Below are 23,935 nucleotides of genomic sequence, written 5' to 3' on the forward strand. Positions count from 1 at the left end.
CATGGCAAAATCAGGCCGCGACAAAATTAAGTTGGAATCGACTGCTGGTACAGGTCATTTCTACACAACAACTAAAAACAAGCGTACAACTCCGGAAAAAATGTCGATCATGAAATTCGACCCGAAAGTTCGTAAGCATGTTGAGTACAAAGAAACCAAGATCAAGTAATTGATCGTTTCTCAAAAAAGCCCCTACAAGAGAGCATCTTATAGGGGCTTTTTTATTACTATTTTTTTTCACCCAGCGTCGCTAGGGCTGCCAATAATTCTCCCGCATACTGTTACTTCGCTATCTGCGTTACTAGCTGCGTCTTGCGGATAATATAACCGACTGGTGCCCAACCTTTACCATTTTGAACCAATGATACGGCTTCAGCAGTATCCGCATTAGCAAAACGCGAAAAAAAATAACGTTGAGATATTCACCTTGCGGCAAATTGGCCGGTTGCCCCATTCGTATTATCTGCACCCAACCGCGACTAGTTAATTTACCTAATTCGGCATGCAAACTATTGAGATATTTTGCCCAGTCATCTTTGGAAATATTCTTTTGCATGATTACATTGCTTTCGCCACACATGTGACCCGCCTAATTAGCATCGGCCTGAACTGCCCAATCCGTTGCAGTTTTTACAGCAGCATCCAACGATGCCACCTAGGCAAAAACGGAAGCGCTGCACATTGATATACCGATCGCCAAAACATTCGCACATCCTAATCGTTTAAACGAAGTAGCTTGCATCACGTTCCCCTCTCAAAATAATGAATAGTGTCAATTGAGAATCGATCCCACGCCCTTAACCAAGAAAAGTATTTGGCCAACAAAGTATTTATTGCAGATTACCGCCAAAGTATAAGGTTGATTTTAAATTGTTAAAAATTTCGCTACACCTGCAATGATGGAAGAATGATGCGCACAAGCAAATTTGCAAAAAAAATGCCCCTGAATCAGGGGCATTTTTTATTCTATTGCATGCACTACAGTCATAACTTTCGACACATCAAGAATAACTACGCAAACGCAGAGAAAATTCTTGCAAAGCCTTAATTTTAGACGCTTCTGCACGTGCACACCAATCTTGCAACTGATGAAGCAATTGATCGCGCGTAAAATGCGAGCGCTCCCAAATTGCACCTAGCTCAACGCGCATCTCATGCATAGTCTGCAGTGCCTTGCTGTGTGTGAACAATTCAGTTAATTGTTGCTGTTGAGGCGCCTCCAACTTTGCTGGCTCACGTTGCAGCAATTTTTTAGCTGACTTCAAAAAGCCATCGCCCAACTTGGCTTGATTCGACAAATGCTCGCGCTCATCGTGCCAAGTGCTCTTCAATGATTTAGCGTACTTCGCCATCACATCGTAACGATTCACAATAACCGATTGCAAAGTATCTAAGTCTGGAACCAATTTTGCGCTGTTGAATTTTGGTGCTGGTGCCACTTTCTTAACTTTAGCCAGACCAAATGTTTCAAGTATGCGGATATACATCCAGCCAATATCAAATTCATACCACTTCGACGACAATTTAGCCGAAGTGCCAAACGTATGATGGTTGTTGTGCAACTCTTCGCCACCGATAAGGATACCGAATGGGATGATATTCGTCGCCGCATCATTGCAATCGTAATTGCGATAGCCCCAATAGTGACCGATACCGTTAATGATGCCGGCTGCTGTAATCGGGATCCATACCATCTGAATTGCCCAGACACTCAAGCCAATAACCCCAAACAAAGCGAGATCAATGAACAACATCAACACGATACCAAGCCCACTGTGCTTGGTATACAGATTCCGCTCAATCCAATCGTCTGGCGTACCGTGGCCATATTTTTCCATGGTTTCTGGAACCTTGGATTCGACGCGGTATAACTCGGCGCCTTCCAGCAATACTTTTTTGATGCCGCGTGTCACCGGGCTATGTGGATCTTCTTCAGTTTCACATTTAGCGTGGTGTTTGCGGTGGATCGCTGCCCACTCTTTGGTTACCATACCCGTTGTCAGCCACAACCAAAAACGGAAGAAATGACTAGGGATGGCATGCAAATCCAGTGCACGGTGCGCCTGGCAGCGATGCAAATAGATCGTCACGCCAGCGATGGTGATATGTGTAAACACCAGCGTTGCGATAACCACTCCCCAGGCGCTTGCACCCGTGAGGCCGTTAGACAGAAAGTGTAAAATTGAATCTAGCACTAAGTATTCCTCCAAAATAATAAGATCGCAGCAGCTATTACGCTATTGCTATAACTGTACGACAATGTAAATTCGGAGCAAGTGCATTAGAAGTTCACAGCAAGTTCGCAGGTAGTTACGAACAACTTAACCGAAATTAGCCGACTATTATACTACTTTTATGGGGTTCTTTTGGGATTTGGCAAGGTCTGGTCATCATCTATTTTTGCAACCTGTTGTGAATCCGCTCCAACCGCATCTTCTGCCACCATCCGCAAATCACGTCGCGGTTGTGCCACTTTAATATTGTGTTTTTGCAATACGCGCCAAATGGCCCGGTTTACATCAGACAGCACATTTAAGCGTCCGTTCTCAGGATCGAGTATCCAGAACCCGACCTCTATCTCTAAACCGTCTTGTCCAATTTTCAACAGCACAGCCTGCGGCATAATGTCATGCGTGACCCGCTCTATCACACTAGTCGCCTGCTCTAGCAAAAACAATATCTTTTCTACATCTTCTTGATAAACAATTGTTATATGGGTCGCCAAGCGCAAAATTCGATGATTCAACGAGTAATTCTGCACCGCATTGGTCATAAAGACATCATTTGGCACGATAGACTCAACGCCATCCAATCCCTCAAGGATGGTGAAGCGACTATTGATCTGGGTCACTTTGCCGTAGTAGGTGCTGACACCCACCATGTCGCCAATGGCAAGGCTGCGTTCCAGCAAAATCACGAACCCGGAAACATAGCTGCTGGCGATTTTTTGCAATCCTAGCCCCAATGCTACGCCCAGTGCGCCGCCGAATACCGACAACACGGTCAAATCTATTCCTACCAGCGATAAGCTCAACATCAGAGCTACCAGTATCAAAAATGCGCGCCCCATACGTGCCACTACCGTGCGTAGTGATGAGTGCATGGTGTTCATGCGCATTAAGCGCTGCTCTAATACCGAACCTGCCCATAAGGCGATCAAGAGCGTAAACAATACCGACAACAATGCTTGCGATATATCCAACAACGACACCTGATGCTTGCCGATCGGGATGACCGTACCATGTAAGTAGTCAATCACATCCGGCCACAAGCCTGTTATGTAAAGCAATACACCCGCCCAGACCAGCGCACCAAATAACTTTTCGAATAAAAGCAGAAATGCACTGACTCCGCTGTCTCGAACAAAAATGCGACGCAACGCATAAAACACAAAACGCATTAACCCCAGAGATGCCATCAATGGAATCGCCAGATGCACCACACTGACAGGAAGCTGCGATTTCACTAAAATTAATTTAGTGACCACTAACAGCACTAATATCAGCAAAGGGGTTAATACCTGCGAAAAACTACGCAAGCCAATTTGCATTACAGGCTGTGTCACATCCTCAACCACAAAAAAACGACGCACCAAGCGCGCTAACATCCAGCCAAGTGCGCTGCATACCAGCACCACTGCAACCTGCAGTAACAAATCCTGCGCACGCAAATTGCGAGCAAAGTTATAAGCAGAATCGGAAAGCAGGTCTAATATCATTTGGCGCTATTTTTTGGATTGTTATCTTTGCTAGCATCATAACGCACAGCATCTTGCCTATGGCGCTGCCAATTGAGTGCGTATCGTGCTGTTAACTGAGGATTTTTACGCACGATCAGGACATTTTCGGCGTTAGAGTGTTGTGCGGCCCACGTAAAATTAAAGCTACCGGTAATTAACACCGGATCCGTTGTGCTCGGATCAATCACGATAATCTTGTTATGGGCGTTTTGATATTTGGTTTCCAGCCAGACCGGAATTCCTGCAGTTGCAAGCACTGCGGCCTTAGCGTATCCCCCACTTTTGATTTGTTTGCCGTCCATTAAGACTTGTACGTCAACACCACGCCCCTTGGCCGACAATAATGCTGAAGCGATCTTCCCATTGGTCAGTAAATACGCCTGCACAAAAACCTGCTGCTTAGCCCCAGCCAGCGCCGACAATATCGCACCTTCGATGTTGTCCCACGGAGAAAATAACGCTTGCAGTGTTCCGGTTGCCGCCTGCGGTGGCGCAGGCGCATCAAAGGCATATCCCTGTGAGGCGACCAGAGAAAGCGCTGCAATTATCACTTTTAAGGCAGTGCGGTGCGTCACAGGAAAAACACGGAACATCGCTATCCTTTTGCTTGAACTAATGTGTTCCTATTTACGCACGAAAACCGCGGCAAAAAACCCATCCGTTTGATGCAGATGCGGCAGTAACTTAAGATAGTCCTGCATTTCCAGATCGATTTTTTGCTCAGCCAATACATCCTTCATCGGTACTAATGAAAAGTCTTCGTGATTTGCGAGGAATTGCGCTGCAATGGCTTCATTTTCTTCATCTAGCAAGCTACAGGTGCCGTACACCAAACGACCACCAGATTTCACCAGGCGCGCTGCGCTCGACAAAATCGCGATCTGTTTCGCATTCATTTCAGTCACCGCATCTGGCGTTTGACGCCATTTCACATCGGGATTACGGCGCAAGGTCCCTAAGCCGCTGCACGGTGCGTCGACCAATACACGATCAATTTTTCCCGCCAAACGCTTCACTTTCCCATCGTTTTCATGCGCAATCAACACCGGGTGAATATTCGATAAGCCGCTACGCGCCATCCGCGGTTTCAATTTGGCCAAACGCTTTTCGGAAACGTCGAAAGCATACAAACGCCCCGTGTTACGCATAGTCGCGCCCAAAGCCAGCGTCTTACCTCCAGCACCGGCGCAAAAATCGACGACCATTTCACCACGTTTAGCGCCGACAATTTGCGCCAGCAATTGACTTCCTTCATCCTGCACTTCAATTGCACCGTCCTTAAATAATGGCAGGTTTTGCAAAGATGGCTTTTTCAATACCCGCAAACCCAATGGCGCATACGGCGTTGGTTCACAGAGTATTGGCGCTTCTGCCAAAGTTGCAATCACTTCATCGCGGGTCGCCTTCAAGGAATTGACACGCAGATCTAGCGGCGCTGGCGTGTTTAAGGCTTCAGCCAATTTCATCGCCTGCTCTTCTCCATCACGTTCAACTAATTTGTCGAATAACCATTTCGGCAAATTGGCACGCATTGCGGCTGGTAACAAAGAACGATCAATTGCGGTGACGCGATTTAACCACTCTGTCTCTTCTTCGGTCAAACCACCTAAAGAGTCAACACCGACCGCATCAGCCAAACCCAACAAGGTCATACGACGCATAGGCGAGCCATTGCCCGATTCGGCAAAATTGGTATACACAGATTTATTTCGCAGCAAGCCGTACACAGCTTCGGCGATCACTCCTCGTTCGCGCGCGCCTAGCCTAGGATGATCTCGGAAATAACGCGACAAAGTGACGTCAGCCGGACCGGTAAATCGTAAAATTTCGCGCAATACTTCTTCGGTGTAACCGATGATCGCTGGAGGCAATCTCATGATAAATCTTTCTTTAAAGACGCTTTCTTAACTTTTCAAGGAAGCGCGTGGTGCTACAAATGATGTGTGGAATGCTGTCAAGTAAGGCCGCATAACTGTGAAAATCACACCGGCCCAAGCCATACAGCTGTAAGGCAGGAGAAACGATGTAGAAACAGTTATACCAACCTACTTACTGGTGATGACGTACGCAACCATCAACTATGCGCAAACGTCCTTCGATAAACCAGCGCACAGCGAGTGGGTATATCTTATGCTCTTCAACCAAAATTCTTGCCGCTAACGTCGCCTCTGTATCGTCATCAAATACGGGGACAACAGCTTGCGACACAATCGGGCCATGATCCAGATCGGGAGTGACAAAGTGCACCGTCGCACCATGCACCTTAACGCCGGCTGCTAGCGCCTGGCGATGTGTCGCTAACCCAGTAAAACTTGGCAGCAATGACGGGTGAATATTGAGCATGCGCCCCGCGTAGTGCAACACGAATGGCGCAGTCAAAATCCGCATGAATCCTGCCAGCACAACGCAATCCGGCATATAACGATCAATTTCGACCTGTAATGCCGCATCGAATTGCGCACGATCAGGATAGTCTTTATTTGACACAACTGAAGTAGGAATGCCTAGTCTAGCGGCAAAAGTTAAGCCTTCGGCATCGGCTTTGTTGCTAATGACCGCGGCGATACGGACTGGCCACTGCTCGGCTTGTGCGGCGCGGACAATGGCTTGCATATTGCTTCCATGTCCAGAAATCAGGATAACGATGCTTTTCATGGCGCGCATTGTACCTGTTGCACTACGACTTAATCAAAAACGGCATCAAAATAAAGCCGTTCTATATAGTGGCAAAACAACAATCAAGGAAAAATTGTTGTTATTGAAATGAATAAAAAACACGAAAAGCGACTTTCTTTTCCGCCCAAAAATCGGCGCTGTCGCGAAATACGTCAAGCAGGATTTCCCGCGCTTCTTTATCGCATTTGGGAGTATTCGGCAATTGCTCCAGAACCACGATGAATCCCGGTTGCGGCCCGGCTTTATAGGTTAAATCAGTGAGGCAATCGGCTAAAGCATCAAAATTCTTGCCAAAATATTTCGGGAAATGAAATGCTTGGGCAATGCATGCCAGCACTTGTTGTTTAGTCGTTGCTTCTGCGCAGTGCACATAGAGGAAATGCTGCCCAAGTCGCGCAGCTTCTGCCTGCAAGTCAGACACGCGAAAGGCGCGGATGGACTGCACTACATTGGGCGGCACGGTTTTAAACAAACTCATTTTTTCCTCAGCTTGGACTATGATGGATTGCGGCTGTTTGGGAGCTTCATTTCCCGGCATATTTTCCTGCCCTATCACTCTTTTTACACTTCCGTCATTCCTGGATGCGCCTGAAAGTCTCATAATGATTGTCAGTATAGTAATATTCGCCAGATGAACCAATTGCCCCGCCTGAAATAATACGGCGTGCACCACGATTTCTGCTGCGCGGTGTTTTTACGGTGAATTCGTGATAATACCCGCGCTTTTGTTTAGGTAAAAGCCCTTCGTAATTACCAAAGACAGCGCCATCTTTCGCGTACGGAAATGGGCCACCTTGCTTAATCAACATTAACGTCTGTTGCGCCTGCGGAGGAAGTTGATCTACTGAAATTGTATCTGACGGCGACGCACTCCGCGCCAATACCTGCATTGATAACAACAATCCAACAAAAAATAGCAAACAATAACGCGTTACAGCTGCGTGCCAACTGGGCGCAATAACCTGGCGCATTATTTTTTGCTTATTAGTATGACTTATCATTTGTTCAGACTAAGTATGTTGATGGCATAGAGTAACGTGTTGCTGAAAATGAATCAACTATTGCAATAGATTGCGTCTCCCAATAGGTAGTTGGCACCAACTTTACCGATTCTCTGATTGTGTTTTTTAATAACATTTATTCGGCAAAGAAGTCCACCACATTCTGCCTGCGAGCAAAAGTATCTTTTTGCCCCATCGCAATCAGCTCTCGCGTATAACAAGACTCAAACAACAAATACGACGCCAATGCCGCACCACGCACTTCGCTCGCCCCTAACCCGCCCAACAGCGCTTTGATCGGTTTCGGCAAACTATCAAGATGGCGACCAGCCACATCATCAATGTGCTCTGATGGTGAAATGATCAGCATCTCTACCGGTCTTAATGTTGACTGCTGTTTTTGTTCTTCCGTAAGAAAAGACAATGTGTGATTGATCCGCTCCAAACGCTCAATATCAACCGCCAGGCCATCGAGAAAAATGCTGGATAAAGCATGTCCTGCGATTTGCGCCAAACTGGGGTAATTAAATTCTGGCGGCAAATCAGCTGATGCTGACATTGCATTGCTAGTCCCCACTACCACCACTTTCTGTGCGCCAAGATGAATCGCTGGTGAAATCGGCGCCAATTGGCGCATGGAGCCATCGCCGAAATATTCTTTATGTCCACTACAATCCAGTGGCACCGCTGGAAAAATAAACGGGATGGAAGCCGATGCCAATAAATGCGCGATGCTAATTTGATCTTTAATCGCCCGCCGTTGGCTACGCGTCCAGGATTGAAGTTTTAGCTCGCTTTGATAAAACGTGTAATGCAAGCCACTGCTGTAAGAAGATGCAGTCACTGCCAGCGCCTGCAAATGGCCATTACGCAAAGCCATTTGCAATCGATTCAAATCAAGCAGGCGATGTAACAACCCGACCAGTGGCGAGCTATCCAGCAAAGAAGTCGGTGGATGCGCATGCCACTGGCGTAGCAACCAGCCAAACGATAACAACGATAGCCAGCGTGCGCCGGTGCGTATGACGCCGAGTGAATCGGCACGATAAACGTGCTCGGTAGTAAAGTTCTGCCACACCGACATCAATCGGCGCATGCCAACCCCAAAATTATCTGCATGGCAGGCCAACGCGGTCGCATTGATTGCGCCGGCCGAGGTGCCGCAAATGATATCGAAGGGATTACGCTGCGCGGCCCAACCTTGTTCGCGCAGAATAGTTTTCATTGCATCGAGCACGCCAATTTGATAAGCGGCGCGCGCGCCACCGCCAGTCAAAATGAGGCCGATACTGGGTTTCATTTAATACTCACCTTTACTTTTACATGAGCCTGAATTGTTATTGCACGCTCACATCTACTCTGCGTGCAGCAGCACTCGCGCCATTATCTGTTCCATTAATCACTTGCGGCTTTTTCAAAATAATCTGATTTTCTGGAACACCGTCCATTATCAATAAAGCTTTAACGTTCTTGGCACGTTCTTTCGCAATCTCTTCATTGGTGGCGGCACTGCCGGTGGTATCGTGATATCCAGAAAGTACTACCTTCGCTACCGGATCATTTTTAATCGCTTCGGCTATTGCAGCCAGTTTTTCAGCGCTTCCTGCCGGCACATCTTTTTTGCCTTCGCCGAAATAAATCACCGCTTTATTACTGGTGGCTTTGGATGACTTGGCAGGACTGTTGGCGGGCTTCTTGTGTACCATCGCCGTATTCTCTGGAACAGCGGCCGCAATGGCTGCAGTGGTTGCGACGGCCTCCGTTCCGCTGGCGTCACTACTAGCAACATCAGACATATTGTTGGTCTCGTTTGCAGCCTGTGCCACTGTGCTGACCGCTGGCTCAACATCGCCTACCAGTTCGCCTTGATGCCCCATCTTTGCAATCAAACCTGAACCACCCATGGGCAACAACGGCACTAATAACAAAGCGACGATATTGATAATTTTAATCAGTGGATTGATCGCAGGTCCTGCCGTGTCTTTATATGGATCGCCCACCGTGTCACCGGTTACCGCAGCTTTGTGCGCTTCCGAACCTTTGCCGCCATGATTGCCATCTTCAATATATTTCTTGGCGTTGTCCCAGGCACCGCCGCCGGTAGTCATCGAAATCGCAACAAATAAACCAGTAACAATCGTGCCCATCAACAAGCCGCCTAAAGCAGCGGATCCCAATAACATCCCGACTGCAATCGGCACTACTACCGGTAACAAAGATGGAATAATCATTTCCTTGATAGCCGAAGCAGTCAACATATCAACGGCTTTATCGTACTCTGGCTTACCGCTGCCATCCATGATGCCCTTGATGTCCCGGAACTGACGTCGCACTTCGACCACCACAGCACCCGCAGCGCGCCCCACTGCCTCCATCGCCATCGCGCCAAACAAATAAGGAATCAGGCCACCGATGAACAATCCGACGATCACCAGCGGATTGGACAATTCGAACGAAGTACTATTGCCGACTGAATCAAGCGCATGAGTGTAATCGGCAAACAGCACTAAAGCCGCCAACCCAGCCGAACCAATCGCATAACCTTTGGTTACTGCCTTGGTAGTATTACCCACCGCGTCGAGTGGATCGGTAATCGCACGGACTTCTTCCGGCATTCCAGACATTTCTGCAATACCACCGGCGTTATCGGTGATAGGCCCATAAGCGTCCAATGCCACAATGATGCCCGCCATCGACAACATGGCTGTCGCTGCAATGGCGATCCCATATAACCCACCTATCCAAAAAGCAGCAAGAATTGCCACGCACACCGCCAAGACCGGATACGCTGTTGACTTCATGGAGACGCCGAGTCCAGCAATGATATTCGTGCCGTGACCAGTGGTTGATGCTTCGGCGATATGGCGCACTGGTTTGAAATCAGTGCCGGTGTAATATTCCGTGATATATACCATCACGCCAGTCAAGACAATGCCGATGGCAGCTGAGCCCATCATCGGGATCCGTAATCCGGAAGGCATGATCAGCCAAGTGACAATCGCAAAGCCAATCAAGCTCAGAATCGCAGCCCACCACAAACCGGTATACAGCGCCGACATGATTTTTTTGCCCGGTTTCGCTTTGACCATCGAGCATCCCATGATCGATGCCAGAATTGATACCCCACCGAGCACCAATGGATAAAGCACCGCCTGTAATTCAAATCCCTTCACCAGCAGTGCGCCCAGCAACATGGTAGCAATCAACGTGACGACATAAGTTTCAAATAAATCAGCCGCCATGCCAGCGCAGTCGCCAACGTTATCACCGACGTTATCGGCAATCACGGCCGGATTGCGCGGATCATCTTCTGGAATTCCAGCTTCAACTTTACCAACCAGATCAGCGCCGACATCTGCACCTTTGGTAAAAATTCCGCCACCCAATCGCGCAAAAATGGAAATCAACGAAGCGCCAAATGCCAAGCCGATCAATGGCTTAAGGATGTCATGCAAGCTCATCTCGGCATGCCCCGACGACAAAGTCAGCAGCAGATAAAAAACCGTCACTCCCAACAAGCCGAGTCCAACCACCAGCATGCCGGTAATCGCGCCACCGCGAAATGCCACATTCAAAGCATCATTCAAACCCGAGCCAGAATTACTCGCGGCCTGTGCGGTGCGGACATTGGCGCGTACCGAGACATTCATGCCGATAAAACCGCAAGCGGCCGACAACAAGGCACCGACTAAAAAGCCGAGTGCCGTCATCAAACCAAGGCCGGGAACAATCGCGATAAGGATAAAAAGGACTACGCCGACAACGGCGATGGTGCGGTACTGCCGCGCTAAGTACGCTGCAGCGCCCTGCTGAATTGCTTCTGCAATTTCCTGCATACGTGCGTTGCCAGGATCTTGCTGCAATATCCATTTACGTGAGACTAAACCATAAACAACGGCAATCACGCCGCAGACGAGGGCAAACCACACACCAGCTGATGTCATGTTGACTCCTTCTGTTTTTAGAATTAGTAGTCCATTCAACTAACTACTAGCACGGCAAAGTAAAACAAAACACAATCACAAAATCAAAAATTTTTCTGCGAACCTGCGCACTGCAAAACTTTTCGTCGCCCTTTTTTCAGAAGTAGCCTGGGCTGGCTTTTAGTAAATTACTGCAAATAAGCAAAGCCAAATAATCATGTTGAAAATCACCTCGTCATTCCCGCGTTAGAGAGGATGAACCCGGTATTGTTGAAATCAATTATTTGGTATTGCTCCAATCTATGACCTGATATTAAAAACATCGTAACGGACGCTGGATCATTTGACAAATAAAAAAGCGGACATAAAGTCCGCTTTTTTAGTTTTCCAGTGCCGTGAATGCACTGTCACGAATTTGCTCTACCGGTCCGACACCGCTGATCTTACGATATTTTGGTGCGCCAGGCTGACCTGATTTAGCCCAGTCACCATAGTAGTCAACCAGTACTTTGGTTTGATTATGGTAAACGGCCAGGCGATTTTTGACGGTTTCTTCCTTATCGTCTTCACGTTGAATCAGCTCTTCGCCGGTCACATCATCCTTGCCTTCTACTTTAGGAGGGTTAAATTTGACATGATATGTGCGGCCAGACGCCGGATGCGTACGACGGCCACTCATGCGTTCAATAATGGCTTCATCAGGTACATCGATTTCTAAAACATAATCAATCGCGACGCCCGCATCTTTCATCGCATCGGCTTGCGGAGTTGTCCGTGGAAAACCGTCAAACAAATATCCGTTAGCACAATCTGGTTCCTTCAACCGATCTTTGACCAAACCGATGATGATGTCATCCGACACCAAATTACCGGCATCCATGACTTTTTTTGCAGCCAGACCTAATGGTGTTCCCGCTTTCACTGCTGCACGTAACATATCGCCAGTAGAGATTTGCGGGATGTTGAACTTTTCTTTAATGAAGGTTGCTTGCGTGCCCTTACCGGCACCGGGCGCTCCTAAAAGGATGAGGCGCATATTTAAAATCCTAAGATGAGTTTGAAAATTGATTGCGATAACGGCCTGCGAACATGTTGGACCCACATTAAACAATAGTGCCAATTGCACGGCTTGGTTTTGTGTGATCCCTATCTGCGGCAACGTCATCAAGTGCGTTTTTTGTGTTTTTTTTGCGCGTTTTCTTTTTTTATAACACGCCAACACACATGCTTTGCATGAAACTTACCACATAATTCATACAATTTTACCAAACCGGTGTCATCAAACAGTAAAAAACTGTCTCACACGCGCCAAATCTTCGGGAGTATCAACGCCCGCGGCTGGCGCTGATGGTGCAATATGCACCGCTATTGAGTAACCGTGCCACAGTACTCGCAACTGTTCCAACGCCTCAATTTGCTCTAGCGGTGATGCTGTCAGTGTTGGATACATTTGCAAAAAATCTTGGCGGTAAGCGTACAAGCCAATATGCCTTAATGGTTCATAGCCCGCAGGAAGTTGGTCTGTCGATTGTGCGAACCCATCGCGGTGCCATGGTATCGTTGCCCGCGAAAAGTACATGGCACGTCCCGCTTGGTTAAGCACGACTTTGACGACATTGGCATTGAAAGCATCGGCAGCGCTCTCAACCACATGGGCCGCGGTCGCCATCGGTACGGTGGTTGATATCTGCGCTGCAGTTGCGGCAATCAATGCCGGATCGATCAACGGCTCATCGCCTTGTACATTGACTACGACAGCTTCAGCCGGCAAACCCAGCGCTGCCGCTACTTCAGCAATTCTATCAGTGCCAGATGGATGATCGGCACGGGTCAAACGTACCGCGATACCGTGTTGTTCACATGCGCGGGCAATATCAATATGGTCTGTTGCGACGATAATCTGCGCGGCACCAGATAGTGCTGCACGTTCTGCGACCCGCACTACCATCGGCTTGCCACCAAGATCGGCTAGTGGCTTATTCGGCAAACGGGTAGACGCCAGACGAGCAGGAATAATGACAGTGAAGGCCATAAATACTCAAGCGTCCTTAGTTTCAGTCGACGCCGATTTTGCTGCTGACGCAGCTGCGCTGGCAACCGCACTATCATTCAGATCACGTGCCTGATCCACCCACATGATCGGAATGCCATCACGAATCGGATAAGCCAATCTATCACCATTGCAGATGAGTTCTTGTGCTTTTTTGTCATGTTGCAACGGCCCTTTGCACAACGGGCAAACTAAAATATCAAGTAATTTTGTGTCCACGGAGTTTCTCCAGAATTTGGTTTGCCAGCGCGTCATCAATTTTCGCAATGACGGGAACGACCCATATACGCGGGTCATTTTTAATGGCGGCGATCTGGCGACATTTTACTGCATCCTTTTCGGTAATCAGGATGATCTCTGCATCGCTGCCCGCAAAAGGATTGTCAGAAAAATCATAATGATCCGGCAATGCCATCGCGGTAATGACCAGACCACTGGCTTTGAGTAGCGTAAAAAAGCGTTGTGGATTGCCGATACCACCGGCTGCCAACATGCGCGAGGACTGCTGTCCCAATGTTGATAAAGCTTGTGTCTGTGTGCTGTCATTAAGACGCTCCGCAACCGTGCCAACTAAAGACATGCGCACGGCAGAAGCCGGTAACGATGCTGGAATAGATTCGGTCGAAGCCAGATTCACTATCGTAAAATCACGCTTGCGCGTTGCAGCCTCTCGCAAAGGTCCTGCGGGTAATAACCAACCATTGCCCGTCCCGCGTCCATCGAATAGAACAATTTCGACATCTCGCTGCAAAGCATAGTGCTGCAAGCCATCGTCGGAAATGATGACATTCACCTCAGGGTGCGCTTGTAACAAGGCCTGCGCAGCGGCGCCCCGATTGCGCCCCACCACCACAGGGCAGACACCGCGAGCAGCGATCAACAATGGCTCGTCGCCTACTTCGGTGGCGCTGGAGTCTGCCAAAACCTCGCGGCTGCTCTCACTATTTTCTGCACCGTAACCACGTGAAATGACGCCCGGCACGTAACCGGCTTGACGCAAGGCTTGCACTAACCAGATCGCAAATGGCGTCTTGCCAGTACCCCCAATAAAAATATTACCAACTACGATGACAGGAACTGGCAACCGTACGCTGGCAAGCCAGCCTTGACGGTAGGCATAACGGCGAGCCGCCGTAGTCACTCGGTAACACTGCGACAACGGCCACAATACACACGCCAATAAACCGCGCCGTTGCCAGGCCGCGGTTATTTTTTCTTCCAATAAAGTTTTATTTATGCCCACTCGCCTGTGCCGCAAAAGTGATTTTTTCAAACCCTGCCATACGCGCCGCTTCCAACACATTAATCACCATTTGGTGCGGCGACATAGCGTCCGCATTGATGATGATCATAGGTGTTTCTTTAGATTTGTTTTCATCACTTTGCGCTGCGGTCCTCAAATCTTCTGCCAGGTCAGCTGCATCTTTGGATGAAACTTGCAGCTTGTTGACGGCATACTGACCTTGCGCGGTGACAGCGACGTTGATAGTAAATGGCGGCTCCGCCATTTTCGCAGCGTCAGCGGTCGGCAGCGTGATTTGCAGCGCGGTAAATTTGCTATATGTGGTGGTCACCATCAAGAAAATGACGATCACCAACAAGACGTCGATGAACGGGATCAAATTGATTTCAGGCTCTTCTCTTCCTCTGCCTTTGCGAAAATTCATGTTTACGCTCTATTTATAGTTATTTACGTGATCCATGCACAACATCCACAAACTTAATGGCTTGCTGCTCCATATCGACAATAAAGCTATCCACTAAAGCGCGGAAATGGCGGTAGAAAATCAATGCCGGCATAGCAATCGCCAAACCGAAACCAGTGTTATATAAAGCGACAGATATCCCATGTCCCAACTGAGTCGGATCTGCACCTGCGCCATTAGTCGCGCCAAAAATTTCAATCATCCCGACAACCGTGCCGAACAAGCCCATCAATGGTGCCAGGGACGCAATCGTACCGAGCGAAGTCAAAAAACGCTCCAACTGATGCGCAGTCGCTTGGCCGGCTTCCTCTATCGCTTCTTTCATAATGTCGCGTGGCGCATTGACGTTGCGCAAACCTGCAGCGAGAACACGACCCAGCGGGGAATTACTTTCCAAATGCGCAATCACTTCAGGGTTAATTTTGCCGTTGTGATAAACCCGCGTCACTTCTTGCAACAATTGCGGCGGCAAAATGCGGGCACGACGCAAATACACCAAACGCTCAATAATCAATGCGGTCGCGATGATAGAAGCAATCAACAACAACCAAATCGGCCAGCCTGCAGCTTGAATAATGGCAAACAAAAGTAACTCCTTGAAAACAAACGGATGGGATGATTTATTAAGGCACGTCATTTAAGTAATCCCACATAACTATTTAGACTTTGCTCCCAACGCAGCCAGTACAGATGTACGGCTACGCGGCGCAACAAGGTATAAATAGTTATGCGGGATAACTTGCTGGATGCAGAATGTAAACTGTTGCAGCACTCAGAGCAAGTGGTGCTATACATAGAATGTATTTGTTTTTCAGTCGCTCATTTTTTTGCCTGTGAAGTTCCGCACATTTTATGTGAACAAGATTGTGGGTAACTCCCATGAGATTTCCTTAAGCATTTGATTTTAAATAGATTTCTTATGCTGCATCAAAAATACACATGGGTGCCTCCAATAACTCGCATAAAAGTTATGCACGAATTTTGTGGATAACTTTGTGCGCAACATGACTGGCATCTGCTTAACCCCTTGATTACCTTGTCAATTTCAGCCATGGTTACGCGTGCATCAATTTCAATAAATATCCATAGTTATCAAAGTTAACTGTCATTCGGCGGCGAAAAACCTTGTCCGTTTCCGCCACATATACACAACTCCCAAACAGGAGATAACACATTGGACTTGTCCACAGAAATTGTGGACAAGTTTGTGTACAGCAGCACTGAGATCAACTTAAGTGATTGATTTCACATTGTTTTCCATAAGTGTTCATCACCGTCGCAAGCGATCATCCATCACTCGATGCCGCACTTACCCACATTTATTGTGGATAAGTTTGTGTGCAACGCTATGTGAATAGCACCAAGCATTTGATTTAATGAGACTTTTTCAAACTGCATCGTAGCGATGCAATTCCTGAGCATTAATGGGAAAACGCCACCTGTCCAGAGAAATAACGGTCAGCCGCGCTAATATCTACGCCAGCGATTGATCGCACGCTGCTTTCCTTCAATGATCGCCACCATCGCCGCTTATCCCCATCGCCTCATGCCGCACTTACCCACATATATTGTGGATAAGTTTGTGCGCAACACCATGTGAATAGCACTAAGTATTTGATTTAATGAGACTTTTTCAAGCTGCATCGTAGCGATGCAATTTCTGAGCATTAATGGGTAAATGCCACTTGTCCACAGAAATTGTGGCCAGCTGCACGAAGGTCTATGCAAACGATTGATCTCACACCGCTTTCATTCATGATTACTAGCGTCGCCGCTTATCACCATCGCCTCGTGCAGCACTTACCCACATATATTGTGGATAAGTTTGTGCGCAACGCTATGTGAATAGCACTAAGCATTTGATTTAATGAGATTTTTCCAAACTGCATCGTAGCGATGCAATTCCTGAGCATTAATGGGTAAACGCCACTTGTCCAGAGAAATAACGGTCAGCCGCGCCAAGATCTACGCCAGCGATTGATCTCACGCTGCTTTCCTTCGATGATCACCGCCATCGCCGCTTATCCCCATCACCTCATGCCGCACTTACCCACATATATTGTGGATAAGTTTGTGCGCAACACCATATGAATAGCTCTAAGCATTTGATTTAATGAGACTTTTCCACGCTGCATCGTAGCGATGCAATTCCTGAGCATTAATGGGTAAACGCCACTTCTCCAGAGAAATAACGGTCAGTCGAGCCAATATCTACGCAAGCGATTGATCGCACGCTGCTTTCCTTCGATGATCGCCACCGTCGCCGCTTATCCCTATCGCCTCATGCCACACTTACCCACATATATTGTGGATAAGTTTGTGCGCAACACCCTGTGAATAGTACTAAGTATTTGATTTAATGAGACTTTTCCAAGCTGCATCGTAGCGATGCAGCTATTGGCCACTGACATTACGCCCTCATGATCTAACCGCCATCATTCCCACGTTCGCGAGAATGGCGCCGGTGTGTGCATGACATCACTTAATAACTTAGGCTTTACAATACCGCCCTACAGCTATCGACTGAAAGATCTCATGAGCGCTTCCCTCACTCCTCCCGTACTGACCGTATCGGCATTAAACCAAGCCGTAGCGCGTATGTTGGAGCGTAATTTTCCGTTGGCCTGGGTTGCCGGAGAAATTTCCAACTTCACCCGCGCCGCCTCCGGTCATTGGTATTTCACTTTAAAGGATGACGCAGCACAAGTGCGTGCAGTCATGTTTAAAGGGCGAGCACAATATGCCGACTTTACGCCGCGCGAAGGTGACAAAGTCGAAGTCCGCACCATAGTCACTCTGTATGCGCCACGAGGTGATTATCAACTCAATGTTGAAACAATCCGTCGTGCGGGTAGCGGTAATTTGTATGAAGCTTTTTTACGTTTGAAAGAAAAGCTCAATGCCGAGGGTTTATTCGATCAAAATCGCAAACGCCAGATACCCGACTATGCCACCTGCATCGGTGTAGTCACGAGTTTGCAAGCGGCAGCATTGCGCGATATTTTGACGGCGTTGAAACGCCGTGCGCCTCATGTACGGGTGATCTTGTATCCGACGCCTGTACAAGGTGACGGCGCAGCGGAAAAAATTGCCAGCGCGATTATGACGGCATCGGCACGTGCTGAATGTGAGGTCTTATTAGTTTGTCGGGGTGGCGGCAGCATAGAAGATTTATGGTCATTCAACGACGAAAATGTGGCACGCGCCATTGCTGCGGCAAGTATGCCGGTCATTTCTGGTGTTGGGCATGAAACTGATGTAACCATCGCCGACTTCGTTGCCGATCTGCGCGCGGCAACACCCACTGCAGCTGCCGAGCTGGCGACTGTTCCACGTAACGACTGGCTGGCAACGATTGAACACCACGCGACTGCATTGACGCGCACCACGCGACGTCAGTTGCAACAAACCAGCCAGACCTTAGATAACTACACGCGTCGCCTGATCAACCCTACGACAGCGATTCGTCACGAACGTTTAAAATTACAAAACGTGCAAGCACGCTTAATCCATGCGACTGGAATCCCCCTCAAACAAGCGCGTTATACCTTGCAACATTTGCACACCCGCTTATCCGCGCAATTGCCCGATACGCGTCCATTTCGCGCACAACTGTCAGAGCAAAGTCGCCATCTCAACCATAGCTGGGAGCTGCGCTATAAACAACGGCAGCAAGCATTGCATGCTCTCAATGCGCAACTTGAGTTACTCAATCCACAGCGCACCTTAGAACGTGGTTATGCCATCATCACCGATGCCAAAGGACATGTATTACGCGCCCCAAAGCAGTTGCAACCTCGCCATTTTGTAACAGTGCAATTAGCCGAAGGCAGCGCAAAAGTTGGAATCGATAGCGTGCAAGAGTCGCTTGATTAGCCGTCTGAATCGGTAATCTCATTGGCCAAAACTGTCCCGGCAAGGTGCGCCGCAAGCAGATAGTATGAATTTTCGACAAGTGAGTACAACGTCGCTGCAGCAGATTTGCGTGAGCTCTTGAAATTTGTAAGTAAAAGTATCGTCGATGAACTAAGCAAAAAAAATGACCTCATATAGAAGTCATTTTTCTGCACAAGAAAATTGCAGTAAATTTTTTTACATGTTGCCGTTACTACTTTCGGCGACATAGTGTTAAATCTCCCCGGTACCCCGTTTTTGCATTTTTTCTCGGGTATCGTTTGCCTCGATATTTCCATATTCGAGGCATTTTTTTGCCTGCTTACACGGTCTTTATTGGAAATCGATTGCCAAAATCAACCGCTGCATACGCTCATGGCTCGCATCATCCATCAATGCCGGCAAGCTGGCGACTGTCAATAACTGCTGTTTGCTACCAACTTCAGCAGAACCTGCTTTTAATGAAGCTTGCAATACTTCTACCTGAAGTTGCAGACGTTCGCGTGATAAAGATGATGGACTATCAATACCTGCCATCGTTTCTGCACGCAAGATTTCGTGCAGCAATGCAGTGCGGTTATTTTCCAATGTAGATAAATACGCACTCTTCGCCGCTGTATCGCCATTAGCATGCAATTTCAAAACAACGTCGAAGCGCGACCGCATTGCCTTTTCAAACGCAGATGGCAGTGCAGGTAATGCTTGCCAGTTTGCACGCTGTGTTTCACCATCGTGAGCAGCGTTCGTAGGTAAATCCAGACTAGCTTCTGCCGCCTGACACAATGCCAATTTGTCGCTCAACGCCTGCTTCTGCGCAGCCAATGCCTGCTGATGATAGACATCAATACGCGTTTGCACACCAGTTACAGCAGCGTTATAGCGAGTGGCAATCTGCGCTTCCGCTGCACGCGGCACCATTCCGATTTTGTTCCAATCCTGGTGCGCTTGTCGCACACTTTGGACCAGCGCATTTTCAGATAAGTCAGCAGCAGTAAGCACCGCTTCCAGACGAGTACATACTTCTTCTTTTTCCAATAAATTCTGACGACGCTCTGTATCAGCGCTGGAGGCAGCTTCCTTACGTTGCGCAAAAATAGCATCGCAAGCTTCGCGAAAACGCAGCCACAACTTTTGTTCGTCCTGACGTGCTAACGGCAAGCTTTGCGCTTGCTCTTGCCAGCGTTGTTGTAACTGACGCAAGTGCTCAAGCGTTTCACGCTGATTCACAGGTAATGCCGACGCTTCTTCAATAAGACTTTCTCTGCGGGCTATTTCGTATTGCTGCTGTTCAGCCAGCGGCTTTTGCAATCTTTCTAAGGCGTTGGCGAACGCCTTATCAAGTGCTTTCTTTTCACTGCGATTGATGGTTCCTATCTTGCGCCACGCCTGCTGTCTTTGCTGGCAATACTGGGCTATCGCCTTCCAGTTCGGCTGCACATTTTCCGCCATATTTTCATCAGCGTACTTCTGCACCTGGGCGATTTCATCCAAGGCCAATGTTTGATTGCACTGACGCTCTTGCGCTAATTGTTGGAAATGCGCTGCTACGGGTGCATAGGCCGCGCTACAGGCGACATCAAACCCATCCCATAATACTTTTGGTGCAGGGCCGGCAGAAACATCCAGCGACTTCCAACGTGCGCGCAGGCTGCCAATTTTTTTTGCCAATTCGCTAATCTCTAATGACAAGCCGGGCAATTCTTGCGCAGCTTTCATTAACTCCTCGCGCGAGACATTCCCGCCCCACCGCGCCCAACCCTGAAGACGTCCTAGCTCACTGCGCGCCTGCGTTAATCTGGAATTATCAGCAGCCGATATTTTCAGCACTTTAAAATCTAACTGGCGTAACGATTTATCGCAATCCATCGCCGCTTGTAAAGCGCCCTCTTCTAGCGCGGTTTCCAAACCACTCAATGCTACTAAAAACTGCTGCTTGACTGCTGCATCCTCAACCTGCGCAACCTTGACAACCTTTTTGTGGACCTTCTCTTGCGACTCTTTTACAGGCGGTGGAAGTTGTGATTCAAGTTGCGCATCGAGTGGCAATTCCGATACATCGGAATCAAGTTCAATTGCACTTTGCTGCGCCGCCTGCTGATGACGCTCTTGCCGAGCTAACTGTTGCGTTACGCGCTGTTTCAAATGTTGAATTATCTGCTGCAACGCTTGAATCTCAGTGGCAAAATCCACATGTAGATTCTTGGGTAAAGAAATGGCTTCTTCATTACGCATATGCCCTTGCATGATGGCTTCGGCATGCTGCGCTTGCATGGCCAAACTATCGACCGTATGAGTTTCGATTGGCAATTCTGCCAGTGTTTCTGTTTTATATTGTTGATTCCACTGCCGCATATCGGCGATCAACGCTAACACCGAACGCTGCAAAGTTGCCTGCGTCGATAAGCGCTGCGCCAATTTTTCGCGCAATTGCTGAAATTCTTGCTGCTGTGTTTCCGCCGGGTGCGCGATCAATTGCCATGCTCTATCCAGATCAGCCACTTGATTCGGCAAGAGAGATGGCGTCTCGTATAAAAGCCGTGCTTTTTGCAAACAGAGCGCTGCCTGTTCGGCAGTTTTTTGTTCACGATCGAGAGTATCCAAACGCGTTTGCATTAGCTTGGTAACGCGTCTGTCGACATTTCTCATCGCTTGCAAGACTTGTTTCAAGCCTTGTGGAGACTGTACCAATTGCGCTGCTTGCAAACGCGCATCGGCAAATTCGGTTTGGGTAATGAAAGTGATTGCAGCTTCTTCATTTTTCAGTGCAGCGGCTTCCTGCAGTAACGCTTGTCGCGCATTTTCCGCCGTTTGCTGGTTGCTTGCTTTGAGCGCAACTTGTTCGATCACCTTCTGCGCTGCCTCTGTTTTTGCTGCGGTTGAAGAACGAGTAGAACGATCACCACGTTTGAAAAGAAAACTAAACATAAAATTACACCGATCAAAAACGAACAAGAGTTTATTGTGAAAAAAATTAAGAGTTACGCAAAACTGTTCCGGCAAGGCGTGCCGTACGCAGACAGTACGACTGTATGGCAAATAGCCACAACGCCACTGAGGCAGTTTTGCGTAGCTCTTGTATCAGGCTGGTTTGTACTCCGCATGCAACTGATCAAGCCCAGCCAATAATTTGACGAATGCAGCGGCACTTTGAATCGGTTCACCTTTGACACCGAGATCAATATGATTGCGCATCTGCGCATTGCCAACGTGCGGCAGGCTAAATACTTTTACCAGAGGAAACTCTGCTTCAATCGCCTCCATCAACGGCGTCAACGCTGATTCCATCGCACCAAATACCAGCACTGATTGCTCTAGCTGTGGATTTTGATGGAATAGCGCAGCGTGATAAGTATCCAGTACCCATTCAAACATCGGCCACGCCATCACGGGAAATCCTGGTGCAAAGTGATGCATCCCCGCGTGTGCCGTTTGCGCGGCTTTTTGCGGTGATTGCGTGCCTGGATTGACGACAGAAAATCCAGGAATTTTGTTATAGGAATTCGGAATAATCTCGGCGCCTTGTGGGAATTCCCCCATCTTCAGGCGATGCAAATTGACCGCGCTTTCAAAATCAGGAACCTCCCCTTTTTCACGTGCGGTGTCGGTGATCCGTTCACCTATTTTCTCGCGCGCCTGCGGGTGTAACAACAATGGCACACCCAGCGCCGCCGCCGCACATTGCCTGGTGTGATCATCTGGCGTCGCGCCAATGCCACCTGTGCAAAAAACAATGTCGTCGCTCGATAATGTACGTTTTAATGTTGCGGTAATCCGCGCTGGATCATCGCCAACATATTCCGCCCAACTCAAACTTAAACCACGTGACGATAAGATCTCTAAGACTTTAGGAAAGTGTTGATCGACGCGTTTGCCAGACAAAATTTCGTCGCCGATGATAATAAGCCCGAATGCCATATGCGTATCTTTGCCTTAGTAGGTGATAAGAAAAATGGAAGTGGTGATTAACCAGGATGCACAGTGTCTTCATCAACATTAGCCACAGCTGTCGATGCTTTTTCCACCGGTTGCGCAGCACGATATTGATTGAGTACGTCCAAACAATAATATTGAAACCACAAACCCGTAAATATAAACACCAGCACATATAACCATATCGATCCGGCGGCCAGAATTGGTGCCACGATTATCCATAGAGCACCACCCAACCATAGCAAGGTTGGCGCAGCGCCCATGATGCCAGTGATAATGCCAATCACCAGTAAAGGCCAACGTTGCGCTTTCAGAATTGCTTTTATTTCAGCTTTGTCTGCATACATAGAAAGCGCTTCATAAGCGATCACCCGGTAAGTCATCCATCCCCACAGTACAGCAGGAATGACAAAAGCTAATGGCGGAATCAGCCAGAGCGGTAAAGTCACCAGCCACAAGATGCAGAATAAAAAAAAGGTCGAAAACGAAATCCAGATACTGCCCAATAACGAGCCGCCCATGCGTAGTTCTAACGCTGCATAATGTCGCTTCCCGACATGGCGCGCAATGGCTGGCAAGGCGAATATGCCGACGAAAATCAATGCGGTCAAAATCATCAGCGGCAACAGCAGCCACAATGCAATCCACGGCACCAGCACGGCCTTAAGCGCGCCTAAACCCAACCAAGATAAGGTATTACTGGCAGCATCAAAACCGCTACTGCCTACCAGATAGTTTTGTAGTGCATCGACTAGCGGTTGCAATCCGAGCCACAGCGCCAATCCCCAAATCACGACGGATAACAAGAATGGCAAAAAAGTCAGCATCAACATGCGCCAATGCAGGACCGACAACAAAGCACGTCCGAATGAAACGATCACGGAGCGCATCAGCGGTCTGCCTTACGGTTGCAATGACTGTTGGTCTTAGGTCGGCTCATAGTGAAAGTCAAAAATGCAAAACGGCTATTCTACCGCGCAAGATGCGTCGATAATGTTCAGCGCTATGATTTAAAT

Annotated in this window: 21 protein-coding genes; 2 read left to right on the forward strand and 19 right to left on the reverse strand. The window is 48.2% G+C overall.

Translation table 11 applies throughout. The features are described from left to right. Window position 1 precedes the first annotated feature (1 nt). The gene (gene rpmG / locus GEV47_RS15270; protein WP_009667251.1) at window positions 2–169 is read left to right on the forward strand and encodes a 50S ribosomal protein L33; all 168 of its coding nucleotides are present in this window, start codon (window positions 2–4) and stop codon (window positions 167–169) included. 132 nt (window positions 170–301) lie between these two features. Here rpmG and GEV47_RS15275 read toward each other — a convergent pair whose 3' ends face one another. The 16 genes from GEV47_RS15275 to GEV47_RS15350 all read right to left on the reverse strand — a co-directional run bounded on the left by GEV47_RS15275 (window position 302) and on the right by GEV47_RS15350 (window position 15,681). Beyond that, window positions 302–580 (reverse strand): DUF4019 domain-containing protein, encoded by a 279-nt coding sequence (locus GEV47_RS15275; RefSeq protein WP_153235591.1) that lies wholly within the window; start codon window positions 578–580, stop codon window positions 302–304. A 421-nt stretch (window positions 581–1,001) separates the two neighbouring features. After that, window positions 1,002–2,195, reverse strand: a complete 1,194-nt coding sequence (locus GEV47_RS15280; RefSeq protein WP_322741657.1) for a DesA family fatty acid desaturase — start codon at window positions 2,193–2,195, stop codon at window positions 1,002–1,004. Window positions 2,196–2,353: 158 nt separating this feature from the next. Continuing rightward, window positions 2,354–3,718 carry a mechanosensitive ion channel family protein gene (locus tag GEV47_RS15285; RefSeq protein ID WP_153235593.1) on the reverse strand — a complete coding sequence of 455 codons (1,365 nt, stop codon included), beginning with the start codon at window positions 3,716–3,718 and terminating at the stop codon, window positions 2,354–2,356. Then, window positions 3,715–4,332, reverse strand: coding sequence for a phospholipase D family nuclease (locus tag GEV47_RS15290; protein WP_153235594.1), 618 nt, complete (start codon window positions 4,330–4,332; stop codon window positions 3,715–3,717). Before GEV47_RS15290 ends, GEV47_RS15285 begins: the two co-directional genes overlap by 4 nt. Before the next feature lie 30 nt (window positions 4,333–4,362). Next, entirely contained in the window at window positions 4,363–5,616 is a 1,254-nt protein-coding gene (locus GEV47_RS15295; protein ID WP_153235595.1) for an RsmB/NOP family class I SAM-dependent RNA methyltransferase, read from the reverse strand. A 172-nt stretch (window positions 5,617–5,788) separates the two neighbouring features. After that, window positions 5,789–6,403: a phosphoribosylglycinamide formyltransferase gene (purN, locus tag GEV47_RS15300; RefSeq protein ID WP_228124720.1), complete on the reverse strand. Its 615-nt coding sequence runs from the start codon at window positions 6,401–6,403 to the stop codon at window positions 5,789–5,791. A gap of 91 nt (window positions 6,404–6,494) precedes the next feature. Further along, a complete protein-coding gene (locus GEV47_RS15305) occupies window positions 6,495–6,953 on the reverse strand; it encodes a barstar family protein (RefSeq protein ID WP_228124738.1) in 459 nt (152 codons plus the stop codon). Window positions 6,954–6,987: 34 nt separating this feature from the next. Then, the gene (locus tag GEV47_RS15310; protein WP_153235598.1) at window positions 6,988–7,386 is read right to left on the reverse strand and encodes a ribonuclease domain-containing protein; all 399 of its coding nucleotides are present in this window, start codon (window positions 7,384–7,386) and stop codon (window positions 6,988–6,990) included. A 166-nt stretch (window positions 7,387–7,552) separates the two neighbouring features. Continuing rightward, complete coding sequence (locus GEV47_RS15315) at window positions 7,553–8,716, reverse strand: patatin-like phospholipase family protein (RefSeq protein ID WP_153235599.1); 1,164 nt, start codon at window positions 8,714–8,716, stop codon at window positions 7,553–7,555. A gap of 37 nt (window positions 8,717–8,753) precedes the next feature. Then, complete coding sequence (locus tag GEV47_RS15320; protein WP_153235600.1) at window positions 8,754–11,360, reverse strand: sodium-translocating pyrophosphatase; 2,607 nt, start codon at window positions 11,358–11,360, stop codon at window positions 8,754–8,756. A gap of 358 nt (window positions 11,361–11,718) precedes the next feature. Further along, window positions 11,719–12,375 carry an adenylate kinase gene (adk, locus tag GEV47_RS15325; RefSeq protein ID WP_153235601.1) on the reverse strand — a complete coding sequence of 219 codons (657 nt, stop codon included), beginning with the start codon at window positions 12,373–12,375 and terminating at the stop codon, window positions 11,719–11,721. Window positions 12,376–12,618: 243 nt separating this feature from the next. Then, the gene (kdsB, locus tag GEV47_RS15330) at window positions 12,619–13,371 is read right to left on the reverse strand and encodes a 3-deoxy-manno-octulosonate cytidylyltransferase (RefSeq protein WP_153235602.1); all 753 of its coding nucleotides are present in this window, start codon (window positions 13,369–13,371) and stop codon (window positions 12,619–12,621) included. Window positions 13,372–13,377: 6 nt separating this feature from the next. Continuing rightward, on the reverse strand, window positions 13,378–13,608 hold the full coding sequence (locus GEV47_RS15335) for a Trm112 family protein (RefSeq protein ID WP_322741658.1): 231 nt from the start codon (window positions 13,606–13,608) through the stop codon (window positions 13,378–13,380). After that, the gene (gene lpxK, locus GEV47_RS15340; RefSeq protein ID WP_322741659.1) at window positions 13,589–14,632 is read right to left on the reverse strand and encodes a tetraacyldisaccharide 4'-kinase; all 1,044 of its coding nucleotides are present in this window, start codon (window positions 14,630–14,632) and stop codon (window positions 13,589–13,591) included. The genes GEV47_RS15335 and lpxK overlap by 20 nt, the downstream gene beginning before the upstream one ends. Further along, window positions 14,619–15,056, reverse strand: coding sequence for an ExbD/TolR family protein (locus GEV47_RS15345; protein ID WP_153235605.1), 438 nt, complete (start codon window positions 15,054–15,056; stop codon window positions 14,619–14,621). The genes lpxK and GEV47_RS15345 overlap by 14 nt, the downstream gene beginning before the upstream one ends. Window positions 15,057–15,075: 19 nt before the next feature. Further along, window positions 15,076–15,681 (reverse strand): MotA/TolQ/ExbB proton channel family protein, encoded by a 606-nt coding sequence (locus tag GEV47_RS15350; RefSeq protein WP_153235606.1) that lies wholly within the window; start codon window positions 15,679–15,681, stop codon window positions 15,076–15,078. 1,949 nt (window positions 15,682–17,630) lie between these two features. On the opposite strand from GEV47_RS15350, the gene xseA reads away from it, so the two are divergent. Next, a complete protein-coding gene (gene xseA, locus GEV47_RS15355) occupies window positions 17,631–18,971 on the forward strand; it encodes an exodeoxyribonuclease VII large subunit (protein ID WP_228124721.1) in 1,341 nt (446 codons plus the stop codon). A gap of 351 nt (window positions 18,972–19,322) precedes the next feature. Here the strand turns inward: xseA and GEV47_RS15360 are convergent, their stop codons facing one another. The 3 genes from GEV47_RS15360 to GEV47_RS15370 form a co-directional block, all read right to left on the reverse strand. Further along, the gene (locus GEV47_RS15360; RefSeq protein ID WP_153235608.1) at window positions 19,323–21,914 is read right to left on the reverse strand and encodes a DUF349 domain-containing protein; all 2,592 of its coding nucleotides are present in this window, start codon (window positions 21,912–21,914) and stop codon (window positions 19,323–19,325) included. A gap of 153 nt (window positions 21,915–22,067) precedes the next feature. Continuing rightward, window positions 22,068–22,904, reverse strand: coding sequence for a competence/damage-inducible protein A (locus GEV47_RS15365; RefSeq protein WP_153235609.1), 837 nt, complete (start codon window positions 22,902–22,904; stop codon window positions 22,068–22,070). Between the two features lie 47 nt (window positions 22,905–22,951). Beyond that, the gene (locus tag GEV47_RS15370) at window positions 22,952–23,809 is read right to left on the reverse strand and encodes an EI24 domain-containing protein (protein ID WP_153235610.1); all 858 of its coding nucleotides are present in this window, start codon (window positions 23,807–23,809) and stop codon (window positions 22,952–22,954) included. Between the last annotated feature and the right edge of the window lie 126 nt (window positions 23,810–23,935).

The sequence above is a fragment of the Glaciimonas soli genome, from assembly GCF_009497155.1.
Classification (GTDB): domain Bacteria; phylum Pseudomonadota; class Gammaproteobacteria; order Burkholderiales; family Burkholderiaceae_D; genus Glaciimonas; species Glaciimonas soli.

What these genes read in the sequence shown, in the direction of transcription:
- kdsB (WP_153235602.1), bottom strand. Translation starts at nt 13,371, where the DNA reads ATGGCCTTCACTGTCATTATTCCTGCTCGTCTGGCGTCTACCCGTTTG.
- GEV47_RS15275 (WP_153235591.1), bottom strand. Translation starts at nt 580, where the DNA reads ATGTGTGGCGAAAGCAATGTAATCATGCAAAAGAATATTTCCAAAGAT.
- GEV47_RS15370 (WP_153235610.1), bottom strand. Translation starts at nt 23,809, where the DNA reads ATGCGCTCCGTGATCGTTTCATTCGGACGTGCTTTGTTGTCGGTCCTG.
- xseA (WP_228124721.1), top strand. Translation starts at nt 17,631, where the DNA reads ATGAGCGCTTCCCTCACTCCTCCCGTACTGACCGTATCGGCATTAAAC.
- adk (WP_153235601.1), bottom strand. Translation starts at nt 12,375, where the DNA reads ATGCGCCTCATCCTTTTAGGAGCGCCCGGTGCCGGTAAGGGCACGCAA.
- GEV47_RS15310 (WP_153235598.1), bottom strand. Translation starts at nt 7,386, where the DNA reads ATGCGCCAGGTTATTGCGCCCAGTTGGCACGCAGCTGTAACGCGTTAT.
- GEV47_RS15285 (WP_153235593.1), bottom strand. Translation starts at nt 3,718, where the DNA reads ATGATATTAGACCTGCTTTCCGATTCTGCTTATAACTTTGCTCGCAAT.
- purN (WP_228124720.1), bottom strand. Translation starts at nt 6,403, where the DNA reads ATGCGCGCCATGAAAAGCATCGTTATCCTGATTTCTGGACATGGAAGC.
- GEV47_RS15320 (WP_153235600.1), bottom strand. Translation starts at nt 11,360, where the DNA reads ATGACATCAGCTGGTGTGTGGTTTGCCCTCGTCTGCGGCGTGATTGCC.
- GEV47_RS15315 (WP_153235599.1), bottom strand. Translation starts at nt 8,716, where the DNA reads ATGAAACCCAGTATCGGCCTCATTTTGACTGGCGGTGGCGCGCGCGCC.
- rpmG (WP_009667251.1), top strand. Translation starts at nt 2, where the DNA reads ATGGCAAAATCAGGCCGCGACAAAATTAAGTTGGAATCGACTGCTGGT.
- GEV47_RS15290 (WP_153235594.1), bottom strand. Translation starts at nt 4,332, where the DNA reads ATGTTCCGTGTTTTTCCTGTGACGCACCGCACTGCCTTAAAAGTGATA.
- GEV47_RS15360 (WP_153235608.1), bottom strand. Translation starts at nt 21,914, where the DNA reads ATGTTTAGTTTTCTTTTCAAACGTGGTGATCGTTCTACTCGTTCTTCA.
- GEV47_RS15365 (WP_153235609.1), bottom strand. Translation starts at nt 22,904, where the DNA reads ATGGCATTCGGGCTTATTATCATCGGCGACGAAATTTTGTCTGGCAAA.
- GEV47_RS15345 (WP_153235605.1), bottom strand. Translation starts at nt 15,056, where the DNA reads ATGAATTTTCGCAAAGGCAGAGGAAGAGAAGAGCCTGAAATCAATTTG.
- GEV47_RS15295 (WP_153235595.1), bottom strand. Translation starts at nt 5,616, where the DNA reads ATGAGATTGCCTCCAGCGATCATCGGTTACACCGAAGAAGTATTGCGC.
- GEV47_RS15305 (WP_228124738.1), bottom strand. Translation starts at nt 6,953, where the DNA reads ATGCCGGGAAATGAAGCTCCCAAACAGCCGCAATCCATCATAGTCCAA.